The organism is Aeromonas sp. S18(2024) (assembly GCF_041402525.1).
Lineage (GTDB): Bacteria > Pseudomonadota > Gammaproteobacteria > Enterobacterales > Aeromonadaceae > Aeromonas > Aeromonas enteropelogenes.
Window position 1 is genome coordinate 231,737 of record NZ_JBGLQV010000002.1, and the last position, 22,450, is coordinate 254,186.

Annotated in this window: 22 protein-coding genes; 21 read left to right on the top strand and 1 reads right to left on the bottom strand. The window is 62.2% G+C overall.

All coding sequences use genetic code 11. The annotated features are described in order from the left end of the window. Positions 1–27: 27 nt before the first annotated feature. The 19 genes from ACB034_RS04245 (at position 28) to ACB034_RS04335 (ending at position 19,604) form a co-directional block, all read left to right on the top strand. Positions 28–1,149: a beta-ketoacyl-ACP synthase III gene (locus ACB034_RS04245; protein ID WP_371172174.1), complete on the top strand. Its 1,122-nt coding sequence runs from the start codon at positions 28–30 to the stop codon at positions 1,147–1,149. Positions 1,150–1,197: 48 nt separating this feature from the next. Beyond that, positions 1,198–2,643 (top strand): HD domain-containing phosphohydrolase, encoded by a 1,446-nt coding sequence (locus ACB034_RS04250; RefSeq protein ID WP_371172175.1) that lies wholly within the window; start codon positions 1,198–1,200, stop codon positions 2,641–2,643. 330 nt (positions 2,644–2,973) lie between these two features. Then, positions 2,974–4,542 carry an ExeA family protein gene (locus tag ACB034_RS04255; protein WP_371172176.1) on the top strand — a complete coding sequence of 523 codons (1,569 nt, stop codon included), beginning with the start codon at positions 2,974–2,976 and terminating at the stop codon, positions 4,540–4,542. After that, entirely contained in the window at positions 4,542–5,216 is a 675-nt protein-coding gene (gene exeB / locus ACB034_RS04260; RefSeq protein WP_371172177.1) for a GspB family T2SS assembly factor variant ExeB, read from the top strand. The genes ACB034_RS04255 and exeB overlap by 1 nt, the downstream gene beginning before the upstream one ends. Positions 5,217–5,466: 250 nt before the next feature. After that, positions 5,467–6,315 (top strand): GspC family type II secretion system variant ExeC, encoded by an 849-nt coding sequence (gene exeC / locus ACB034_RS04265; RefSeq protein WP_371172178.1) that lies wholly within the window; start codon positions 5,467–5,469, stop codon positions 6,313–6,315. Between the two features lie 22 nt (positions 6,316–6,337). Further along, positions 6,338–8,371, top strand: a complete 2,034-nt coding sequence (gene exeD, locus ACB034_RS04270; protein WP_224210108.1) for a GspD family T2SS secretin variant ExeD — start codon at positions 6,338–6,340, stop codon at positions 8,369–8,371. After that, the gene (gene gspE / locus ACB034_RS04275; RefSeq protein ID WP_371172179.1) at positions 8,371–9,876 is read left to right on the top strand and encodes a type II secretion system ATPase GspE; all 1,506 of its coding nucleotides are present in this window, start codon (positions 8,371–8,373) and stop codon (positions 9,874–9,876) included. The genes exeD and gspE overlap by 1 nt, the downstream gene beginning before the upstream one ends. 1 nt (position 9,877) lies before the next feature. Next, positions 9,878–11,098 (top strand): GspF family T2SS innner membrane protein variant ExeF, encoded by a 1,221-nt coding sequence (exeF, locus tag ACB034_RS04280; protein ID WP_371172180.1) that lies wholly within the window; start codon positions 9,878–9,880, stop codon positions 11,096–11,098. A gap of 150 nt (positions 11,099–11,248) precedes the next feature. Further along, positions 11,249–11,680: a GspG family T2SS major pseudopilin variant ExeG gene (exeG, locus tag ACB034_RS04285; protein ID WP_026457825.1), complete on the top strand. Its 432-nt coding sequence runs from the start codon at positions 11,249–11,251 to the stop codon at positions 11,678–11,680. Between the two features lie 4 nt (positions 11,681–11,684). Further along, the gene (gene gspH / locus ACB034_RS04290; protein WP_371143624.1) at positions 11,685–12,296 is read left to right on the top strand and encodes a type II secretion system minor pseudopilin GspH; all 612 of its coding nucleotides are present in this window, start codon (positions 11,685–11,687) and stop codon (positions 12,294–12,296) included. Continuing rightward, a complete protein-coding gene (exeI, locus tag ACB034_RS04295; protein ID WP_371143625.1) occupies positions 12,293–12,652 on the top strand; it encodes a GspI family T2SS minor pseudopilin variant ExeI in 360 nt (119 codons plus the stop codon). The genes gspH and exeI overlap by 4 nt, the downstream gene beginning before the upstream one ends. Next, on the top strand, positions 12,652–13,413 hold the full coding sequence (gene gspJ, locus ACB034_RS04300) for a type II secretion system minor pseudopilin GspJ (RefSeq protein WP_371172362.1): 762 nt from the start codon (positions 12,652–12,654) through the stop codon (positions 13,411–13,413). Before exeI ends, gspJ begins: the two co-directional genes overlap by 1 nt. Beyond that, a complete protein-coding gene (gene exeK, locus ACB034_RS04305) occupies positions 13,403–14,404 on the top strand; it encodes a GspK family T2SS minor pseudopilin variant ExeK (protein ID WP_371172181.1) in 1,002 nt (333 codons plus the stop codon). Before gspJ ends, exeK begins: the two co-directional genes overlap by 11 nt. A 106-nt stretch (positions 14,405–14,510) precedes the next feature. Then, on the top strand, positions 14,511–15,695 hold the full coding sequence (gene exeL / locus ACB034_RS04310; RefSeq protein ID WP_371172182.1) for a GspL family type II secretion system protein ExeL: 1,185 nt from the start codon (positions 14,511–14,513) through the stop codon (positions 15,693–15,695). Then, on the top strand, positions 15,692–16,183 hold the full coding sequence (gene exeM / locus ACB034_RS04315; protein ID WP_061475846.1) for a GspM family type II secretion system protein ExeM: 492 nt from the start codon (positions 15,692–15,694) through the stop codon (positions 16,181–16,183). The genes exeL and exeM overlap by 4 nt, the downstream gene beginning before the upstream one ends. After that, on the top strand, positions 16,180–16,947 hold the full coding sequence (gene exeN, locus ACB034_RS04320; protein ID WP_371172183.1) for a GspN family type II secretion system protein ExeN: 768 nt from the start codon (positions 16,180–16,182) through the stop codon (positions 16,945–16,947). The genes exeM and exeN overlap by 4 nt, the downstream gene beginning before the upstream one ends. Before the next feature lie 399 nt (positions 16,948–17,346). Continuing rightward, the gene (gene kduI / locus ACB034_RS04325) at positions 17,347–18,183 is read left to right on the top strand and encodes a 5-dehydro-4-deoxy-D-glucuronate isomerase (RefSeq protein ID WP_042027741.1); all 837 of its coding nucleotides are present in this window, start codon (positions 17,347–17,349) and stop codon (positions 18,181–18,183) included. Between the two features lie 84 nt (positions 18,184–18,267). Next, complete coding sequence (gene kduD, locus ACB034_RS04330; RefSeq protein ID WP_371172184.1) at positions 18,268–19,029, top strand: 2-dehydro-3-deoxy-D-gluconate 5-dehydrogenase KduD; 762 nt, start codon at positions 18,268–18,270, stop codon at positions 19,027–19,029. Positions 19,030–19,094: 65 nt separating this feature from the next. Beyond that, the gene (locus tag ACB034_RS04335; protein ID WP_371172185.1) at positions 19,095–19,604 is read left to right on the top strand and encodes a YgjV family protein; all 510 of its coding nucleotides are present in this window, start codon (positions 19,095–19,097) and stop codon (positions 19,602–19,604) included. Positions 19,605–19,679: 75 nt separating this feature from the next. Here ACB034_RS04335 and kdgR read toward each other — a convergent pair whose 3' ends face one another. Next, positions 19,680–20,486: a DNA-binding transcriptional regulator KdgR gene (gene kdgR, locus ACB034_RS04340; RefSeq protein ID WP_371172186.1), complete on the bottom strand. Its 807-nt coding sequence runs from the start codon at positions 20,484–20,486 to the stop codon at positions 19,680–19,682. 380 nt (positions 20,487–20,866) lie between these two features. On the opposite strand from kdgR, the gene ACB034_RS04345 reads away from it, so the two are divergent. Both ACB034_RS04345 and ACB034_RS04350 read left to right on the top strand, forming a co-directional pair. Then, a complete protein-coding gene (locus ACB034_RS04345) occupies positions 20,867–21,838 on the top strand; it encodes a sugar kinase (protein ID WP_371172187.1) in 972 nt (323 codons plus the stop codon). Next, entirely contained in the window at positions 21,822–22,442 is a 621-nt protein-coding gene (locus ACB034_RS04350) for a bifunctional 4-hydroxy-2-oxoglutarate aldolase/2-dehydro-3-deoxy-phosphogluconate aldolase (RefSeq protein ID WP_371172188.1), read from the top strand. Before ACB034_RS04345 ends, ACB034_RS04350 begins: the two co-directional genes overlap by 17 nt. Positions 22,443–22,450 lie beyond the last annotated feature (8 nt).

The following is a 22,450-nucleotide window of genomic DNA, read 5'->3' on the forward strand; positions in this document are numbered from 1 at the left end:
CGGGAGTGCACCCGGCGAGGAGCAAAGATGACCCCTATCGTGATCAGTGGCTCAGGCCTCTATACCCCACCCTTTGCCGTCAGCAATGAAGAGCTGGTGGCAGCCTTCAACCAGTATGTGGATCTCTACAACGAGGAGAATGCCTCCGCCATCGATGCGGGCCAGCTGCCGGCCAGGCAGCATTCTAGCTGCGAATTCATCGAGAAGGCCTCCGGCATCAAGAGCCGCTATCTGGTGAGCAAGGAAGGTGTGCTGGATCCCGACATCATGCAGCCATTGATGGCGGAGCGCCCCGATGACAAGCCCTCCATCATGGTGGAGATGGCGGTGGCTGCCGCCGAGCAGGCGCTGATCGCCGCCGGTCGCGAGCCGGGGGAGATCGATCTGGTCATCGTCGCTGCTTCCAATATGCCTCGCCCCTATCCGGCGCTCGCCATCGAGCTGCAACACTATCTGGGGGCGAGCGGCATGGCCTTTGACATGAACGTGGCCTGCTCCTCCGCCACCTTCGGCATCAAGACGGCGGCGGACATGCTGGCGGCAGGCACAGCCAAACTGGCGCTGGTGGTCAACCCGGAGATCTGCTCGGGCCACCTCAACTTTCGCGATCGGGACAGCCATTTTATCTTCGGCGACGCCTGCACCGCCGTGCTGCTGGAACGGGAGACCGATTGCAAGGTGGCCAACCCCTGGCAACTGGTGGCCAGCAAGCTGATGACCCAGTACTCCAACAACATCCGCAACAACTTCGGCTTTTTAAACCGCCTGAGCCCACGCACCCGCTACGGCGATGACAAGCTGTTTCGCCAGCAGGGGCGCAAGGTGTTCAAGGAGGTGCTGCCCATGGTGTGCGACCTGATCGCCGACCAGCTGGACGAGCAGGGTTGGAGGGCGGATGCCTTGAACCGGCTCTGGCTTCATCAGGCCAACCTCACCATGAACCAGTTCATCGCCCGCAAGCTGCTGGGGCACGATGCCAGCCAGCAGGAGGCCCCGGTGATCCTCGACAGTTACGGCAATACCAGCTCTGCGGGTTCCATTATCGCGTTCCATCTGTACAATCGCGACCTTCCTTCGGGGGCCTGCGGCGTGCTTTGCTCATTCGGAGCCGGTTATTCCATCGGCAGCCTGCTGCTGCGGCGCCTGTAAAAAGGGGCCTGGCCCCTCATAACAATCATCCGTTGTTTGGGCGACATTATGCAGAAGATCACGGGGCGCTGTGCCCTTCACTACGGCGTGACACTGTCACTCTTTTGTCTCTACGGGCTGCAGGTCTGCCCGTTTCTCGAGAGCCTGACCCTGCCCCAGCTGGTCATGCCCACCCTGGTGGCCTTCACTTTCATGTTCGTCATGCGCAGCTGGCTGCTGCCACGCAGCCGCCTCACCGCCCGGGGGCTGGGCGGTTTCGGGCTCGAGGTCGGCTTCTTCCTGCTGGGCGCCCTGATGATCTCCACCTACAACGCCCTGGTGCACACCTTCCCGCTGGAGAGTCATCTCAAGATCCTGCTGGGCATGACGACCCTGGGCTTTCTGGTGGCGGCGGACCTGACCCTGGCCCGGGACTGGCTCAGTGCCAAACAGCGGGAACAGCAGGGTTCCTTCGCCCTGAGTCATCCGTTGGCGATGCCGGTTTCGCGCAAGCTCTCCCTGTTTGCCCTGGCGACCCTGACCCTGCTGGGGGCCGTCTTCTTCCTGCTGTTCAACAAGGATCTGGAGTGGCTGATCACGGTCGGGGATACCTTGCCGCACCTCACAGCCCAGCACTACATACTGCTGGAAATAGCCTTCGTGATGGTGGTGACTTTCGGCTATCTCTCCCTGATCATTCACGGCTATGGCCGCAACCTCTCCCTGACCCTGATGCACCAGACCCGCACCATGGCCAGGGTGCAGTGCGGCGATCTCAACGCCCGGGTGCCGGTTATCCGGGATGATGAGTTCGGCCTGATTGCCGCCAGCACCAATCAGATGATCGGGGAGCTGAAAGCGCGCCATGACGAGCTGCACCTGACCCGGGACGTGGCCATCCTGGGGCTCGCCTCCCTGGCGGAGACCCGGGACAACGAGACCGGCGCCCACATCATCCGTACCCAGCACTACGTCAAGGTGCTGGCCGAATACCTGAGCCGTCACGAACGGGCCCGCTACCCGCTGGACGACGCCACCATCGATCTGCTGTTCAAGTCGGCCCCCCTGCACGATGTGGGCAAGGTGGGCATTCCCGATGCCATCCTGCTCAAGCCGGGCAAGCTGACTGACGAGGAGTTCGCCATCATGAAGCGCCACCCCCAGATAGGCGCCGATGCCCTGGCGAGCGCCGAGGCCCAGCTCGGCTCCAACTCCTTCCTGCACCTGGCGCGGGAAATTGCCCTCACCCATCACGAGAAGTGGGATGGCAGCGGTTATCCGAGCGGCCTTGTCGGCGAGGCGATCCCCCTCTCCGGCCGACTGATGGCAGTGGCGGATGTCTACGACGCCCTCATCTCGAAGCGGGTCTACAAGCCCGCCTTCAGCCATGAGGAGGCGAAGGCGATCATAGTCCGGGGCCGCGGCAGCCATTTCGATCCTGCCATCGTCGATGCCTTCCTCGCCTGTGAGGCAAATTTCCAGCAGATTGCCGCCCGCTTTCAGGACAGTCACTGACAAAGGGGCCGTCAACATGGCGGCCCTCCCCCTCCGGCGTCATTCCCCTTTCGCAGCCGCCATAATCCCCTTCATTCACTGCGGTTGATGGCCCTCAGAGTCGCGCTAACGTTTTCCTCACTAACACACAACCAGCTGATAAATATATTATTTTTAAATAATGTGTCATTTTTTAGTCATTTGGCCCCGAGAATTATGGAACCTGGATCACAAGGCGATATAAAAGTGACGATATCGGGCCGAAGGAGCCAATCATGACTGCCAATCAGAGCCAGGTTTGTTATCATCCCTGAATCTTTATCACCTGCCGCCGGTCACAAAAGAATACCCATGTACACACAGTTCTTCGGCCTCTCGGAACCTCCGTTCTCCATTTCCCCCAATCCAAAGTACCTCTATATGAGTGAACGCCACGGCGAAGCCCTGGCTCACCTCACCTACGGATTGCAGGATGGGGGCGGCTTCGTGCTGTTGACCGGCGAGGTGGGTACCGGCAAGACCACAGTCTCCCGCTGCCTGTTGCAACAGCTGCCGGAGGATACCGAGATCGCCTACATCCTCAACCCCTCCCTGACCGAACGGGATCTGCTGGCCGCCATCTGCGACGAGTTCCAGCTTGCCTATGGGGAAGAGGCCGGGATCAAGGCGCTGTTCGATCTCATTCGCGATCACCTGCTGGCCAACCTGGCGGCGGGCAAGCGCAGCGTGGTGCTGGTGGACGAGGCGCAGCACCTGCTGCCCGGTGTACTGGAGCAACTACGCCTGCTGACCAACCTCGAGACCGACGACAAGAAGCTGTTGCAGGTGGTGTTGATAGGCCAGCCGGAGCTACAGCAGATGCTGCGTCAGCCCCTGCTGCGCCAGCTGGCCCAGCGCATCACCGCCCGTTACCACTTGTTGCCGCTCTCCGCCACCGACGTGGATGCCTACGTCAGGTTCCGCCTGCAGGTGGCCGGCTGCGTGCAGCCCATCTTTACCCCGGGTGCGATCCAGACCCTGCATCGCCTGAGCGGCGGCGTGCCCCGCCTCATCAACCTCATCTGCGATCGCGCCCTGATCGCTGCCTTCGCCCGCGCCAGCTACAAGGTTGCCCCTACCGACATCAGCCAGGCGGCCTTCGAGGTGACCGGTGTGCGGGACGAAGGGAGCTGGCTCTCGGGGCTGACCGTGACCCTGGCCGGCGCCCTGCTGGTGGCTGCCGGCTGGTGGGGCTGGCAATTTTTCGGCGTTTTTCCCGAACGCCCCGTGGTCAAGGTCGAGGTGCCGGTCACCATAGACGAGACCGCCGAGCAGCAGGAGCAGCTGACCGAGGCGATCAACCAGGCGCTCGATCCCGACAGCGCCATGCAGAATCTCTACCGGGTATGGGGATATGAACCCGAACTGGACGACGCCACCTGTGCCAATGCCCCCCGTGCCGGCCTGCGCTGTCAGGAGGGGGAAGCAAGCCTCGAGGATCTGCGCGCCCTGCAGCACCCCGCCATGATCACCCTGACCGACGAGACCGGCGGGATCTACTACGCCACCCTGGTAACCCTGGGCCCCAAGCAGGCCAGCCTGATGATCGGCGATCAGAGCTGGGAAGTAGAGCGCCAATGGCTCCAGGATAACTGGGGCGGCAGCTACACCCTCTTGTGGCGCATGCCCAAGGGTGGCGTGGGCCTCATCAACAGCAACGCTGGCCAATCCCAGCTCCAGTGGCTCGACAACGCCCTGAGCCGCGCCCTGCAGCAACCGGAACGCAAGGTGCGCCGCTTCGATGGCGAGCTCAAGCAAAAACTGCAGCAGTTCCAGCGGGATCAGGGGCTGACCCCGGACGGCATCGCCGGCAGCAATACCCTGCTGCGTCTCAACGCCCTCTCCGGCGAGCCCATGCCCAGACTGGAGGAGGCCTCCTGATGTCTACCCTGCTCAAGGCGCTGCGCCGCGCCGAACAACCGGCCATCCCGGCCCATATCCCCGCCATGGGGCTGCCGCTACCCCGGGAGGAGGAGCGTCACCCTCGCCGCATCGGCTGGCTGCTCGCGCCGCTGGCCCTGCTGCTGGGCGCCGGCGCCAACTATGGCTGGCACCTGCTGCACAATCGTCCCATTGAGGAGAAGGTCGAGGTAAAGGAGGTGGTCAGGCCCCCCTTCGTGCGAGTCGAGCCCAAGGCGATGATCACCCGACCGCTGCCGCCTCCCCTGCCGGAGCCCGTGGTGCAGCAACCCAGGGCGGTGGTTAAAAATGGCAACCCGGCCCCGAGTCTGGCCGAACAGTTGCTGCGCGCCCTCAATGAGACACCGCTGCAGGAGCCCCAGGCCAGCGGGCCAGCGGTCGCCCCGAGCCAGCTGATGAGCCTGAATGCGGCGCCGCCCGCGGTGCGCCAGCAGGTGCCGCCGCTGATGTACGGCTCTCATGTCTTCTCCTCCAACCCGGCCAAACGCACCGTGCTGCTCAATGGCCGTGAATACCGGGAGGGAAGTGACCTGGCACCCGGCGTGCGCCTCGTCGCCATCGCGCAGGAGTACATAGTGCTGGATGTGGGCGGGCAGAGCGTCACCCTCAAGGCGCTGCAGGACTGGCATGGTTAGCAGGGTGATGAAGCAAACCGTTCACCCCGGGTCGCGGGTCTGTGATATGAAGAGGATGCCAAACGGGTCACAACTGACAACCCCTGACGCCTGGCGTTCAAGTGGCGCCGTGTCTCCTTGCGACGAAATGATTAAATACTCACCTGTATGCATACGCCTGTTGTGTCAGGCAAACGGGCCGTTCACAATACGCAACCACACCGGAACCTGGAAGTGATTGATTAATATGGCGCTACGATTCAGGGACGACATGTTTACCAGGCTGCTGGCCCAGTGCCGGCGCCTCCCCATGACCAGGATTGCCCAGCTGGTATTCCTGATGCTGCTGCTCATGCTGGCCCAGCAGAGTGCCAGCCTGACCTGGCGTCTGCTCACCCTGGCAAGCCCCCAGCAAAGTGAACCCTGGCAACCGGCCATGGTCGCCACTACCAGCCCGGGCAGCCCGCGCATCGAGCTTGATGACATCAGCCGTCTTGCCCTCTTTGGCAAGCCCCTGCCCAGGGCGCAGGACAACACTGCCGTGGCCGCCAATGCTCCCCGCACCCAACTCAATGCCCAGCTCAACGGCGTGCTGGCGAGCTCGGATCCGGCCAGGTCGATCGCCATCATCGCCATCTCCGGGCGACAAAACTCCTACGGTGTCGGGGATATGATCGACGGCACCCAGGCCAAAATCCGCCAGATCTTTGCCGATCGGGTCATCATCGCCCACAACGGCCGCGACGAGACCCTGATGCTGGACGGGGAGGAGTACGGCAAGCCGCTGCCGACCCCGGAGAAACCGGGCAACACCCTCACCGACCTGCGCCAGGAGCTGATGGCCAACCCGGGCAAGATCACCGATTACCTCAATGTTTCACCGGTGCAGGTGGATGGCCGGATGACGGGCTATCGCCTCAATCCGGGCAGCAATCCTACCCTCTTCAACCAGAGCGGACTGCAGGCCAATGATCTGGCCATCGCCATCAACGGGCTGGATTTACGAGACAACATGCAAGCCATGCAGGCGATGCAACAGATGGCTAGCGCCACGGAAATGACGGTAACCATAGAGCGTCAGGGCGAACAGCTCGACGTCTATGTGAGCCTGGCAGAATAATGATTTTGGAGTCGTACCAAGAATGAGCACTAAAGGGAAAGGCTGGCGTCTGGCTACCATGGCTGCGGCACTGATGATGGCAGGCAGTGCCTGGGCCACCGAATACGCGGCCAGTTTCAAGAACGTCGAAATCGAAGAGTTCATCAACACGGTGAGCAAGAACCTCAACCGGACCGTCATCATAGAGCCGTCGGTGCGGGGCAAGATCAACGTGCGCAGCTATGACCTGCTCAACGAGGATCAATACTACCAGTTCTTCCTGAGCGTGCTCGACGTCTACGGCTTTGCCGTGGTCCCCATGGACAACGGCGTGCTCAAGGTGCTGCGCTCGCGGGATGCCAAGACCTCAGCCATTCCGGTAGTGGATGGCAGCAACCCGGGCTCCGGCGACGAAATGGTGACCCGGGTGGTGCCAGTGCGCAACGTCTCGGTGCGCGAACTCGCCCCCCTGCTGCGCCAGCTCAACGACAATGCAGGCGGTGGCAACGTGGTCCACTACGACCCGTCCAACGTGCTGCTCATCACAGGTCGCGCCGCCGTGGTCAATCGCCTGGTGGAGGTGGTCAACCGGGTTGACCGCGCCGGGGATCAGGAGGTCGACATCATCAAGCTGAAATACGCCTCCGCCGGCGAAATGGTGCGCCTGGTGACCAACCTCAACAAGGATGGCAACCCCCAGGGAAGCACCGCCAGCCTGTTGCTGAGCCCCAAGGTGGTGGCCGACGAGCGCACCAACTCGGTGGTGGTCAGCGGCGAACCCAAGGCGCGCGCCCGCATCATCCAGATGGTTCGCCAGCTTGATCGGGATCTCCAGAGCCAGGGCAACACCCGGGTCTTCTACCTCAAATATGGCAAGGCCAAGGATATGGTCGAGGTGCTCAAAGGGGTCAGCTCCAGCATCGAGGCTGACAAGAAGGGGGGCACTGCGGCCACCACGGGGGGCGCCAGCATCGGCGGTGGCAAGCTTGCCATCTCCGCCGACGAGACCACCAATGCCTTGGTCATCACCGCTCAGCCTGACGTGATGGCGGAGCTCGAGCAGGTGATCGCCAAGCTCGACATCCGCCGTGCCCAGGTGCTGGTCGAAGCCATCATCGTCGAGATGCTGGATGGCGATGGCCTCAACCTCGGGGTCCAGTGGGGCAACGCCAATGGCGGTGGCACCCAGTTCACCAATACAGGAGTCGGACTCGGCTCTGCCATCATCGCGGGCAAGGATTACAAGGACAACGGCAACACCGATGGTCTTGGCAACCTGCTGAGCGGCTTCAACGGTATGGCCGCCGGCTTCTACCATGGCGACTGGGCCATGCTGGCCACGGCGCTCGCCTCCAACACCAAGAGCGATATTCTCTCCACCCCGAGCATAGTCACCATGGACAACAAGGAGGCGTCGTTCAACGTGGGTCAGGAGGTACCGGTCCAGACCGGTTCGCAAAGCTCCACCTCGGGCGACAACATCTTCAACACCATAGAGCGCAAGACGGTGGGCACCAAGCTGGTGGTCACTCCCCAGATCAACGAAGGAGATTCGGTGCTGCTCACCATAGAGCAGGAGGTCTCCAGCGTGGCCAAGGCGCAGGCCTCGGGCACCGCAGAGCTCGGCCCCACCTTCGATACCCGGACCGTGAAAAACGCCGTGCTGGTGAAAAGCGGCGAGACAGTGGTGCTGGGCGGCCTGATGGACGAACAGACCAAGGAAGAGATTTCCAAGGTGCCGGTGCTGGGGGATATCCCCGTGCTGGGCTACCTGTTCCGCTCCACCGCCAATACGACTTCCAAGCGCAACCTGATGGTCTTTATCCGGCCGACCATACTGCGTGATGCCAATGTCTACTCCGGCATCTCCAACAACAAGTACTCCCTGTTCCGCGCCGAGCAGCTGGAAGCCGCCGCTCAGGATGCCTACCTCACCTCGCCCAAGCGCCAGGTGCTGCCGGAATACGGTCAGGATGTGATGGTCTCCCCCGAGGTGAAAAAGCAGCTCCAGCAGATGCAACTTCGCCAGCAAAGCACGGTCGAGAGCACCACACCCTTTGTGCAGAGCAAGCCCTGATGAGCGCCTACCAGCTGGACGACAGCGAACTGCCGCCGCCACTGCCCGAGCTGCCATTTGCGTTTGCCCGCAACTTCGGGGTGATCCTGACCGAGCGTGATGGCGCCCCCCTGCTGCAGTGCCGTCAGGGGGTCACGCCGCAGGCCCTGCTCGAGGTGCGCCGGGTCGCAGGCGTCCCCTTCGCGGTGGAGATGCTCGATGGCGACGCCTTCGAAGAGCTGCTGATGGCCCACTACCAGCGCGACTCCTCTGAGGCACGCCAGCTGATGGAAGATCTCGGCAACGAGATGGACTTCTTTACCCTCGCCGAAGAGCTGCCCCAGAGCGAGGATCTGCTGGACGCCGACGACGATGCACCCATCATCCGCCTCATCAACGCCATGCTGAGCGAGGCGATCAAAGAGGAGGCATCGGACATCCATATCGAGACCTTCGAGCGTGCCCTGGTTATTCGTTTTCGCATCGATGGGGTGCTGCGGGAGATCCTGCGCCCCCATCGCAAGCTCGCCTCCTTGCTGGTATCGCGCATCAAGGTGATGTCGCGCATGGACATCGCCGAGAAGCGGGTGCCCCAGGATGGCCGTATTTCTCTGCGCATTGGCGGGCGCGCCGTCGACGTGCGGGTCTCCACCATGCCGTCAAGCTATGGCGAACGAGTGGTATTGCGTCTGCTCGACAAAAACACCATCCGCCTCGAGCTCAAGCAGCTCGGCATGACCCAGCGCAACCGCACCATCATCAGCGAACTCATCAGAAAGCCCCACGGCATCATCCTGGTGACCGGCCCGACCGGCTCGGGCAAGTCCACCACCCTGTATGCGGCGCTCTCCGAAATCAACTCGCGGGATCGCAACATCCTCACGGTGGAAGACCCCATCGAATATGACCTGGAAGGGGTTGGCCAGACCCAGGTCAACAGCAAGGTGGACATGACCTTCGCCCGCGGCCTGCGCGCCATATTGCGTCAGGATCCGGACGTGGTGATGGTGGGGGAAATCCGTGACCTGGAGACCGCCCAGATCGCAGTGCAGGCATCCCTGACCGGTCACCTGGTGATGTCGACCCTGCACACCAACACCGCCATCGGCGCCATCACCCGGATGCGGGACATGGGGATCGAGCCCTTCCTGCTCTCCTCATCCTTGCTGGCGGTGCTGGCCCAGCGGCTGGTGCGCACCCTCTGCCCGGATTGTCGCGCCCCGCGCCCGGTTACCGAGCAGGAGCGCCTCGCCATGGGTATCGAACTGACCGCCGCTCAGCAGATCTGGCATCCGATGGGCTGCGAGCAGTGCAACCACACCGGCTATCGCGGCCGTACCGGCATCCACGAACTGGTGGTGGTGGACGAAGCAGTGCGCGAGGCCATTCACGGCGCCAGTGGCGAGCTGGCCATCGAGCGGTTGATCCGGGGCCATACCCCCAGCATCCGCCGCGACGGCATCGACAAGGTACTCAAGGGGCAGACCAGCCTCGAAGAGGTGCTGCGCGTGACCCGGGAAGACTGAGATGGCGGCATTTGAATACAAGGCCCTCGACGGCAAGGGACGCAACAAGAGTGGCGTACTGGAGGGGGATTCCGCCCGTCAGGTACGCCAGCTGTTGCGCGAGCAGGGGCTGACCCCGCTCGAGGTGAACGAGTCCACCGAGAAGGCCAAGCGCGAGGCGAACCGCTTCGTGTTGTTCCGCCGTGGTGCCAGCACCGCTGAGCTTGCGATGATCACCCGCCAGCTGGCGACCCTGGTGGGCGCCGGCCTCACCATCGAAGAGGCCCTCAAGGCGGTCGCCGAACAGTGCGAGAAGGCCCATCTGCGCAGTCTGGTGGCGACGGTGCGCAGCAAGGTGGTGGAGGGGTATTCGCTGGCCGATTCGCTGGGGGCCTTCCCTCACGTGTTCGATCAGTTGTTTCGCTCCATGGTGGCGGCCGGCGAGAAGTCCGGTCACCTGGAGAAGGTGCTCAACCGCCTGGCCGACTACACCGAGCAGCGCCAGCACATGCGCACCAAGCTGCTGCAGGCGATGATCTACCCCATCGTTCTCACCTGCGTGGCCATCGGTGTCATCTCCATTCTGCTCACCGCCGTGGTCCCCAAGGTGGTGGCCCAGTTCGAGCACATGGGCCAGCAGCTGCCCGGCACCACCCGTTTTCTTATCGGTACCAGCGAGCTGATGCAGGCCTATGGCCTCTGGTTCTTGCTGCTGCTGTTTGCCGGCAGCCTGGTCTGGCGCTGGTGGCTGACCGACGACAAGCGTCGCCGCCGCTGGCATCAGGTCATCTTGCGCCTGCCGGTGATAGGCCGGGTCAGCCGCGGCCTCAACACAGCCCGTTTCGCCCGCACCTTGAGCATCCTCAACGCCAGCGCCGTACCGCTGCTGGAAGGGATGCGGATCGCCGGTGAAGTGCTCTCCAACGACTTTGCCCGGATGCGGATCGGCGAGGCCACCGAGCGGGTACGCGAGGGGACCAGCCTGCGCAAATCCTTGGCGGAAACCAGGATTTTCCCGCCCATGATGCTGCACATGATCGCCTCCGGGGAGCAGAGCGGCGAGCTCGACGGCATGCTGGAACGGGCGGCGGACAACCAGGATCGGGAGTTCGAGTCCCAGGTCAACATCGCCCTCGGGGTGTTCGAACCCATGCTGGTGGTCTCCATGGCCGGGGTGGTGCTGTTTATCGTGATGTCGATCCTGCAGCCGATCCTCGAGCTCAACAATATGGTGAATCTGTAGGTGAGGGTGTCCGAATACGCTTCGCTATTCGAACCTACAAACCCAATCGAACCCGTAGGTTCGATTAGCCGACAGGCGTAATCGAACGATCGCGGTTTAACAATTAATCGTTGATGGTTCATGCCATCTCATTTCGTTAGGGAGTCAGTCATGCAAAAACGTCGTCAATCCGGTTTTACCCTGCTGGAAGTCATGGTGGTCATCGTGATCCTCGGGATCCTGGCCAGCCTGGTGGTGCCCAACCTGATGGGCAACAAGGAGAAGGCCGACCAGCAGAAGGCGGTCTCCGACATAGTCGCGCTGGAAAATGCCCTCGACATGTACAAGCTGGACAACAACCGCTACCCGACCACAGAGCAGGGTCTGGAGGCTCTGGTCACCCAGCCGACCGTCGATCCGGCGCCGCGCAGCTACCGCGAGGGTGGCTACATCAAGCGCCTGCCGCAGGATCCCTGGGGCAACCCGTATCAGCTGCTGAGCCCGGGCCAGTTTGGCAAGCTCGACATCTTCACCATGGGACCGGATGGCGAAGCCGGCAGCGATGATGACATCGGCAACTGGAACCTGAAGGACTTCCAGTAAGTGAATGCGTGCCCCTGCATCCTGCTTCGCCCTGCCCGCTGAGGTCTGCGTGAGAGTCAGTCCGGCCCTTCGTCGCCAATCCGGCTTTACCCTGCTGGAGGTCTTGCTGGTCGCCATGCTGATGGGGCTGGTGGCCACCGCCGTCACCCTCAGCATGGGGGGCGCCCGGGGCGACAGGGAGCTCGACCAGCAGGCACGCCGCCTGATGGCGACCCTGCAGCTGGCACAGGAGTATGCGGTAATGGAGGGGCGCCTGGTGGGTCTTCGCATCGAGGAGAATGGCTGGCAGTACATGCAGCGCGCCGCCCGGGATCGCAAATGGCAGCCGATCGCCGATGACAGACAGCTCGGCCAGGTCGAGCTGCCAGAGAACATGACGCTGGGCCTTGAGCTCGGCGGCTTTGGCTGGCAGCCCGATCCCGACGAGGAGCGCGAGCAGAAACGGGACGAGAAAGAACGCACGCCCCAGCTGCTCATCTTCCCGGGAGGCGAGCTCACGTCGTTTACCCTCACCTTCACCCAGCAGGATGACGATGCCCGCTACATCCGCATCGTCAAGGGGGACGAGTTCGGTCGCCTGACCCTGCTGACCGGTGATGAGGAGCAGCCAGAATGAAGGCGCGCGGCATGACACTGCTGGAGGTGATGGTCGCGCTGGCGGTATTCGCCATCGCGGGCCTGGCGGTGATGAAGACAGCCAGCGAGCACCTCTCGGCCCTCAACTACCTGGAAGAGAAGACGCTGGCCACCTGGGTGGCGGAGAACCAGCTGGTACAGCAAAAGCTCGAGAAGAAGTGGCCCGGCGACAGCTGGGTGGAGGGAGAGGAGCAGCTGGCCGGACAGACCTGGTACTGGCGCTATCGCGGCGTCGCCACCAGCGACAACAACTTCAAGGCGCTGGATATGGAAGTGCGCACCGAGGCGAAATCAGCAAGCCCGGTCGCCATGCTGCGGACCTATATCAACCGATGATGCGCCACCCCCCCCGTCACGCCGGCTTTACCCTGCTTGAGATGCTGGTGGCCATCGCCATCTTCGCCACCTTGAGCCTTGGCGCCTATCAGGTGCTGCAGGGGGTGCTCACCAGCGACGAGGTGGCCAAGCGCAAGGAGGCCAGGCTCTACGAGTTGCAACTCGCCTTCACCCTGCTGGAGCGGGATGTCACCCAGATGGTGCCCAGAAGCGGCCGCATCGAGGGCGAAAGCAACAAGGTATTGCTGGCGGCGTCGCGCTTCGGCCAGCAGAGCGATGACTGGGGCATGGCGTTTATGCGCGGCGGCTGGCTCAACCCGGATGGCATGCTGCCCCGCTCCCAGCTGCAGCGGGTCGGCTGGCGCCTCAAGGATCAGACCCTGGAGCGGCTGAGTTATCTCTACCCGGATCCGGTGATCGGCAGCGAGCCGCGCATCCAGCCGGTGCTCAAGGGGGTCACAGCCCTGCGCCTCTATTTCTACGATCAGGGGCGCTGGCGAGAGGAGTGGACCCAGCGCAGCGTGCTGCCTTACGGGCTCGCGGTCGAGCTGGATCTGGAGGATTACGGCACCATTCGCCGCCAGTTCCTGATCGGTGCCGGCGGCCAGCGCTACGAAGAGAACAGCCAGAGCCAGGACAACCCGGATAGCAACAACGGGAACAACACCGGCAACGGCAGCACCGATCAGGGTGGCACAACAGACAACAATGGCGGAAGCGTGAATGACAACCAGAGTGGAGTCACTCCCAATGAGGGGTAGCGCCCGCCTGGACCGCCAGGGGGGCATGGCCCTGCTGGTGGTGTTGCTCATCCTCTCCGTGATGGTGATCGTCGCCAGCAACATGAGCGGCCGCCTGCAGCTGGAGCTGCGCCGCACCGCCAACCTCACTGCGGGCAAGCAGGCCTGGTGGTATGCCATGTCGGCGGAGGCACTGGTGAGCAAGGTGCTGACCCAGGATTTCAAGGATGACCCCGAGGTGGTGAGCCTGGGGCAGAACTGGGCCCGCAAGGAGTCGGTGTTCCCGCTGGAGGATGGCAAGCTGCGTGGCGAGGTGACCGACCTGCAATCCTGCTTCAACCTCAACAGCCTGAGCGTGGCGAGTGCCGCGGGGGTGGGCGAGGAGCTGGAACAGCAGCCCTATCCGGTGCAGGTGTTTCGCGAACTCCTGAGCCAGCTGGGGATGGAGGATTACGAAGCGGCCCAGCTTACCGATGCCGTGCGCGACTGGGTCGACAAGGATACTATGCTGGTCTCGAGTCTGGGGGCCGAGGACGCCTATTACGAAGGGCTCAAGCCTCCCTATCTGACTGCCAACCAATGGATGCTGGGCAAGGATGAGCTGAGGGCGGTGCGCGGGGTCACGGCCAGGGTCTATGCCAAACTGGCCCCCTATGTCTGCGCCCTGCCAAGCAGCAAGCTGAAGATCAATATCAACACGCTGGATCCGGAGCAGCCGGCCCTCTTGGTGGCACTCTACCGGGGCAAGATAGGACCGGACGATGCCAAACGGCTGCTGACCGAGCGCCCCAAGAAGGGGTGGAAAGAGATCAAGCTGATGACGGATCGCATGGGTGTCCCCCTTGAGAGCATCAAGGGGCTCAAGGAGGCCCTGGTGGTCAAGAGCGACTTTTTTGCCGCCCGCGTGGTCGCCGAGACGGGGGACACCCGCGCCTGGCTGGAGACCCTGTTCCAGCGCGGCAAGGACAACAAGCTGGTGGTGCTGCGCCGTTTGAACGGCACCGCCGAATGAGGGAAGCCGAAGCAAGCCTTCGGCACCCGACCGATTTTGGATGCAGCCGGCAGGCTGCGCACCGGCGGCCCACTCGGGGTGCGCCGGCATCGCAGGAGAGAGATGCGTGAGCGAGAGTCTGGTCATCCGTCTGGGGACCAATAAACAACAACCGGTGGCCTGGCTGGTCTGGTCTGCCCAGGAGCAGGAGATCATCGCTTCCGGCCAGCTCCCCTCGGCCGACGCGCTGAACGAGCTGCAGGAACGGGCCGGTGGCCGTCCCGTGGTCACTCTGGTGCCGGGCAGCGATCTGCTGTTTCGGCGCGTCACCCTGCCCGGCCGTTACAGCCGCCAGTCGGCGGCGGCCCTCCCCTACCTGCTGGAGGAGCAGATCGCCTCCGATGTGGAGGATCTTCACCTGGTAGCGCTGGCCCACGATGGCCCCAACGTGGATCTGATGGCGGTGGATCGCCAGAAGATGACCGAGTGGCTCGGCTGGCTCGAGGCCGCCGGGCTCAAAAGCCTGCAACTGCTACCGGATGTGCTGGCCCTGCCCCCCGCAAGCGACGGCTGGTCGGCTCTGCAACTGGAGCAAGAGTGGCTGATCCGTCAGGGCCCATGGCAGGGGATCGTCACCGACGAGGCCCTGCTGGCCCTGCTGCTGGCGGCCGAGGCCGAACCGGTCACCATCCACAGCCATACGCCGCCCCCCGCCATGGCGAATGCCAACTGGCAGGCCGCCGAGCCCGAGCTGCCCATGTTGCTACTGGCCAGGGGGGCGCTCGCCTGTCGCGCCAACCTGCTCACCGGACCCTACCGTCCCCAGACCGAATATGCCCGCTACTGGCAGCAGTGGCGCAAGGTGGCCATCACTGCCACCCTGCTGTTGCTGGTAGCCCTGGTCCAGCGTGGCGCGCAGCTCTATCAGCTGGAACAGCAGGACAAGGCGCTCAAGGGGGAGATCCGCCAGGTCTACACCCGCATCTTCCCCGGGGAGAGCCGCATTGTGAACGTACGCAGCCAGATGGCCCAGCACCTCAAGCAACTGGGACAGGCCCCGCAAAACGGCATCCTGCTGATGCTGACTGAACTGGCCCCCACCTTCGCCGAGATCCCCGGTCTCAAGCCCCAGGTGTTGCGCTTTGATGCCAGCCGCAGCGAGCTGCGCCTGCAGGTCAGCGCTCCCGGTTATGGCGAGATAGAGCGCTTTCGCGAGCTGGCTGGCAAGCGCTTCGAGGTGCAGCAGGGCGAGGTACGCAGCGGCGAGGGCAAGGTAGAGGGTGCACTGGTGCTCAAGGACAAATCATCATGATGGCAAAACTGCATGGGTGGTGGCACGGCATCACCGCCCGGGAACAGCGGCTGGTGGCAGCAGGCGGCATACTGCTGCTGATCGGGCTCTGCTACTGGAGCGTCTGGCATCCCCTCAACAACCGTATCGCGGAGCGGGAGCGCCAGGTACAAAACCAGCAGCAAACCCTGGCCTGGCTCAAGGAGAAAGGGGCCGAGGTAATCGCCATGCGCGGCAACCAGGTGGTGCCGGCTGATACCGGCGGCACCCTGGAAGGGACGGTCAACCGCACCGCCTTCAACCACAAGATCAAGATTGCCCGCCTGCAACCCCAGGGCAGCGAACTGCAGGTGTGGATCGATACGGTCCAGTTCGATGATCTGCTGCTCTGGCTATCCACCCTGGTGGAGCAGCACGGCATCCAGATCCAGGTCATCGAGATCGCCCGCGAAGACCTGGCCCCGGGCCTGGTCAAGGTCAGACGTTTGCAACTGAGTCGTCCCCAATGAAACAGCGAATCCTGACTGCCACCCTGTTTCTGGTGGCCTATCTCATCTTCCTGCTGGCCACCCTGCCAGCGGCCCTGGTGGCGCGTTATCTGCCGCTGCCTGCCCAGATGGCCAACCTGCTCAAGCTGGAGGGGGTCAGCGGCACCCTCTGGAGTGGCCAGATAGCCCGATTGCAATACGCCAGCGAATCGGTGAACCAGCTGCGCTGGGAGCTCAATGGCTGGTCTTTGCTACGCTTCGCCCCCGAGGTGTCGGTGCGTTTTGGCGATCGCCACGGCCTCAATGGCCAGGGGGTGATCGGCTGGCAGGGCAGCCTGTTTGCCCGCGATCTCACCCTCAACGCCCCGGCGCCCTGGCTGCTGGCCCGCCTCCCGCTGCGCCCGCCCTTCCCGCTCACCGTGGCCGGCCAGCTGCAACTCAAGATCGACCAGTTTGCCCAGGGGGCTCCCTGGTGCGACAACCTCTACGGCAACCTCGACTGGTATGACGCCATTGCCGATACCCCGGCCGGCAAGCTGACGCTGGCCGACCCCGAGGTAAAACTCACCTGCCTCGACTCCAGGGTAGTGGCCGAACTCAAGCAGGATTCCAATGCGGTAGAGACCCAGGGTCGCCTGGAGCTGCAGGCCAACGGCCAGTACCTGTTCCAGGGCAGCCTGAAGCCGGGGCCGGATCTGCCCGCCCAGATGCAGCAGGGACTCCCCTTCCTCGGCCAGCCCGACAGTCAGGGGCGCTTCCCCCTGCGCTATCAGGGACGGATCTGAGCCCTTCCTCTTAACCAGCGGCCCCGGCACCCTGTGCCGGGGCCGCTATCGTTTCAGCCTGGCGACCTTGCTTCTGAGCCAAGGCCGCCGGCAGGCTTAACCCCGTCAAGACTGTCCCTGGATGACCCGGCCCCAGCGCGTCGCGCAAGCTGCTGACAAGGCACATCACTCTGATTTCACCACCCTAGCATTCCGCTCCTTCCCCCTGAACATCCGTCGCCCGATGCTTCGCTTTGCCTGTCTGCCGGTTCGAATAAAAACGACCACCTCACAAATATAAAACATCGTTTTGTTTTTATGTTGATGGCATTTCTTTTTGTTGGTATCGTGTTTTCAACAAAGAGAATTCCCAGATACGTTGTCATTTATGCCGCCAAGGCCCTGAAATTGAGGTTCATTATGCAAACTCGTCAAAGCATCCATAGCGACCATGCCAAGCAACTGGATACCCAGGGCCTGCGCCGTGAGTTTCTGGTGGAAGAGATCTTCACCCCGGATCAGCTGACCATGACTTACAGCCACATCGACCGCATCGTGTTCGGTGGTCTCATGCCGGTCGATACCACGCTGACCTTTTCCGACGAGCTGGGCAAGGCGTTTGGCGTCACCTACTTCCTCGAACGGCGCGAGCTTGGCCTCATCAACATCGGTGGCCCGGGAGTGGTGGTCGTGGATGGCACCACCTACGAGGTAGGCAATGCAGAAGCCCTCTACGTTGGCCAGGGCGCACGGGAACTGAGCTTTGCCAGCGTCAGCGCCGCCCAACCGGCCAAGTTCTATTACAACAGCGCCCCCGCCCACACCCACTACCCGACCCGCAAGGTCACCCAGGCCCAAGCCTCTCCGGCGACCCTGGGCGATGCCTCCACCAGCAACCGTCGCACCATCTACAAGTATCTGGTACCGGACGTGCTACCGACCTGCCAACTGGTGATGGGCATGACTCAACTGGAAGAGGGCAGCCTGTGGAACACCATGCCCTGCCACACCCACGAGCGCCGCATGGAGGTCTACTTCTACTTCAACATGAAGGAAGACGCCGCCGTCTTCCACATGATGGGCAAGCCGGACGAAACCCGTCACCTGCTGGTGCACAACGAACAGGCCGTCATCTCCCCGAGCTGGTCCATTCACGCCGGCGTCGGCACCCAGGCCTACACCTTCATCTGGGGCATGGTGGGCGAGAACCAGGTGTTCGGTGACATGGACCATGTCGCGGTCCGCGACCTGCGCTGATCAAAACAATGAATGGTGGGCGGCCAGGGTGGCCGCTTCGCCGTGGCAAGACACTCCACCGTCCCGTGGTTTAGAGGTAACGTTATGATTCTTAATGCATTCGATCTGAAAGGTAAGGTCGCCATCGTCACCGGTTGTGATACCGGGCTGGGTCAGGGTATGGCTCTCGGGCTCGCCGAGGCGGGCTGTGACATCGTCGGTATCAACATCGTCGAGCCGACCGAGACCATCGCCAAAGTGGAGGCGATTGGTCGCCGCTTCCTGAGCCTGAAGGCCGACGTCAGCAAGGTGGAGAGCCTGCCCGCCTTGGTGGATCAGGCAGTTTCCCACTTCGGTCATGTGGATGTGCTGGTGAACAATGCCGGCATCATTCGCCGGGAAGATGCGATCAATTTCAGCGAAAAAGATTGGGACGACGTGATGAACATCAACATCAAGAGCGTCTTCTTCATGTCCCAGGCGGTAGCCAGACAGTTCATCACCCAGGGCACAGGCGGCAAGATAGTCAACATCGCCTCCATGCTCTCCTATCAGGGCGGGATCCGCGTCCCCTCCTACACCGCCTCCAAGAGCGGCGTCATGGGTATCACTCGCCTGCTGGCCAACGAATGGGCAAGCAAGGGGATCAATGTCAACGCCATCGCCCCCGGCTACATGGCCACCAACAATACCGCAGCCCTGCGCGCCGACGATGACCGCAATGCCGCCATTCTGGAGCGGATCCCGGCAGGGCGCTGGGGTGAACCGGACGACATGATGGGCCCTGTGGTATTCCTGGCCTCCGCCGCCTCCGACTACATCAATGGCTACACGATTGCCGTCGATGGCGGCTGGCTGGCCCGCTGATCCAGCGCAATGTGACAAGGCGCCGCAAGGCGCCTTTCGTCATTGTCCCCTGACAGGAGGGCGATATGTTTCTCGATAGCAACTGGTTTGCCCAATCCGTGGGGTTGCTGGCCTGCCTCGTTGGCGCCACGGCCTTCATGCAACGCCAGGACAACAAGTTCAGACTCCACCTCACCCTCAACGGCACCCTGATGGGTTTGCACTTCCTGCTGCTGGGATCCTCCGTGGCCGCCATCAACTGTCTGCTCTGTGCAGTACGCAACTGGGTTTCGGGGTACTACCGCGGCCTGGGCGTCATGGTGCTGTTTCTGGCGCTGGCCTGGCTGCTGGTCATCCCCCAGATTACCCATCCGGTGCAGATACTGACCCTGCTCGGCACCACCCTGAGCACCTATGCCCTGTTTCGCCTCAACGGCATTGCTCTGAGGCTCTGCATGCTGAGCAGTACCGTCTGTTGGCTGACCCATAATGTCTGGGCGGGATCCATCGGCGGCATCCTGCAGGAGAGCATCTTCTTCGTCATCAACAGCCACACCATCTTCAAGCTCTACCGGGCAACACCGCAAAACGCCTGACCGCGCAGGCAAACAGTCCCATACCACACATAAAAAAAGAGCAGGCCAAGCCTGCTCTTTTATGACGGATGAACCTTATCCGCGCTGGTCGTTCATCCCAAAGGGATAGTCGTGGAAGCCCAGACCGGCGGAAATCTTGGCCGCGGCATCATGCAACTGAGCCACCAGCGTCTCCTTGTCTTCCTCATGGAAACGCACCAGGGGCAGTGACAGGGAGAGCCCCGCAATGATCCGCCCCATACGGCTGTAGATGGGAACGGCGAAGCACCGCAGGCCATGCTCCATCTCTTCCCTGTCTTCGGCATAACCCTGTTCCCGCACCTGTGCCAGCTCCACCAGCAGTGCATCGACATCCTTCAGGGTGTGCTCGGTAAAGCGCTCGAAGGTCACGTCGGCCAGCATGGCGCGCACCTCGGTCTCGGGCAACCAGGCCATCATCACCTTGCCAAGACCGGTGCTGTAAAGGGGACGACGGCGGCCGATACGGGAGTACATCCGCAGGTTGTATTCGGAGTCGATCTTGTGCAGATAGACGATGCTGTCTTCATCCAGCGAACCCAGATGCAGGGTCTCCTTGGTCAGCTTGCCAAGACGGTGCATCTGCTCATCGGCGATCTTGACCAGATCCTGGTGCTCCAACGCCTTGGCGCCCAGCTCGAACAGTTTCAGACTGAGGGCATACTTGTCGGTTTCCCCTTCCTGGGAGACATATCCCAGGGTCTTCATGGTTTGCAAAAAGCGGTAGACGGTGCTCTTGGACATCATGATGCGCTGGGAAAGCTCCGTCACCCCGATCTCTTTTTGTTCCCCGAGCGCCTGCAAAATGCCAAACACCTTGAGCACAGATGAGACTGAATCAGGCGAGTTATCTATCACAGACATGTCTACTTCCAAAAAAAATGATTGATTGTTTCATTGTATTTGAAATGAACTGGCAGTCATAGAGTTGGTGGCGATTATCCAGATAAATCAGTGAATAATGAGGACATTATGTGGCCTTGCTCACGTTGAGTCCCCTCTCTTCACCACACGGGAACGACCAGGTTTCGTCCCGCTGTTACCACCTCACCCGCTCCATGGCCCCTCTTTCTCGCCCTGTATTCCCTCGATAGTAGAAACACCTTTGGCGGGCGCATTTCGTCATCTTGTCATACATAAGACCGATGTCACAAATTTAATGAAATTACGTTTTACTTTATTTCAATTGAATGGCAATTAAATAAAATGGTCGGGTCACCAACGCGAAGTACGCGGGAGAAATTATGGCTATCAAAGTCGCCGTCATTGGCGAGTGCATGATCGAGTTGTCCGAAAACCAGGACGGCATAGTGCGCCATTTCGGGGGGGACACCCTCAACACCGCCGTCTATCTGACGCGCGCCAATCCAGATGTCGCCGTGCATTATGTCAGCGCCCTGGGCACGGATCCCATGAGCAGTGCCATGCTGGCCCAATGGCAACAGGAGGGGGTACACACCGAACTGGTACAGCGGCTCGGCCACAAGCTGCCCGGCCTCTACCTCATCGAGACGGACGAGCGGGGGGAACGAACCTTCCACTACTGGCGCAACGACGCGGCGGCCCGCTACTGGTTGCAGACACCCAAAAGCGGCGAGATCTGCCGCCAGCTGCAGGCGTTTGACTACCTCTACCTGAGCGGCATAAGCCTCGCCATCCTCTCTGATGAGGATCGCCAGACTCTGCTGCAGCGGCTGGCCGAGTGCCGGACCTCCGGCGTCCGAATCGTCTTCGACAACAATTATCGACCACGCCTTTGGGAGAGCCGGGAAGCGGCCAGGCAAGCCTATCGCGCCATGCTGGCCCTGACCGACATCGCCTTCCTGACCCTGGATGACGAGTTTGCCCTTTGGGGCGACAGCGAAGAGGCCCAATGCCTGGCCCGCACTCGCGAGCTGGGTGTCGAAGAGATCGTCATCAAGCGTGGCGCCGCCCCCTGCCTCATCGTCCAGCAGGCATACAGCTGTGAAGTGCCGGCCGTGGCGCTGGTAAAAGAGTGCGTGATCGACACGACCGCTGCCGGTGACTCGTTCAGTGCGGGTTACCTTGCTGCCAGACTGGCAGGGCAATCCCCGGCCGACTCAGCGCGTTATGCCCACCTGCTGGCAAGCACCGTTATTCAACACCGTGGTGCCATCATCCCCCTGACGGCGATGCCACCCCACATTACTCCTGACCACTCAGCCAACGAGGCTTCCCATGTCGATATTGCTTGAACAACTCTCCGCCCTGAAGATCATCCCCGTCATCGCCATCAAGGATGCCGATGATGCCGTCGCTCTCGGCAAGACCCTGATGGACAACGGCATGCCCAGCGCAGAGATCACCTTCCGCACTCCGGCTGCCGCCGAGTCTATCCGCCGCCTGCGGGAAGCCTTTCCGGAGATGATCATCGGTGCTGGTACCGTACTGACCACGGCCCAGGTCGATCAGGCCATCGAGGCCGGCGTAGACTTCATCGTGAGCCCGGGGCTCAACCCGCGCATAGTGCAATACTGCCAGGCCCGCGGCGTGCCCATCATCCCGGGCGTCAACAACCCCAGCCTGGTGGAGCAGGCCATGGAGCTGGGTCTGCATACCCTCAAGTTCTTCCCGGCAGAGCCGTCCGGTGGACTGGGCATGCTCAAGGCCATGAGCGCCGTCTACCCGGTCTCCTTCATGCCCACCGGCGGCATCAGCCCGAGCAATGTGAAAGACTATCTGGCCCTGCCCGCCGTCTTTGCCTGTGGTGGCACCTGGATGGTCCCCGCCAACCTCATCGACAACCGCGAATGGCAAAAGATTGGTGCACTGGCCAAGGAGGCCATGGCCGCCCTGTAACCTTGCGC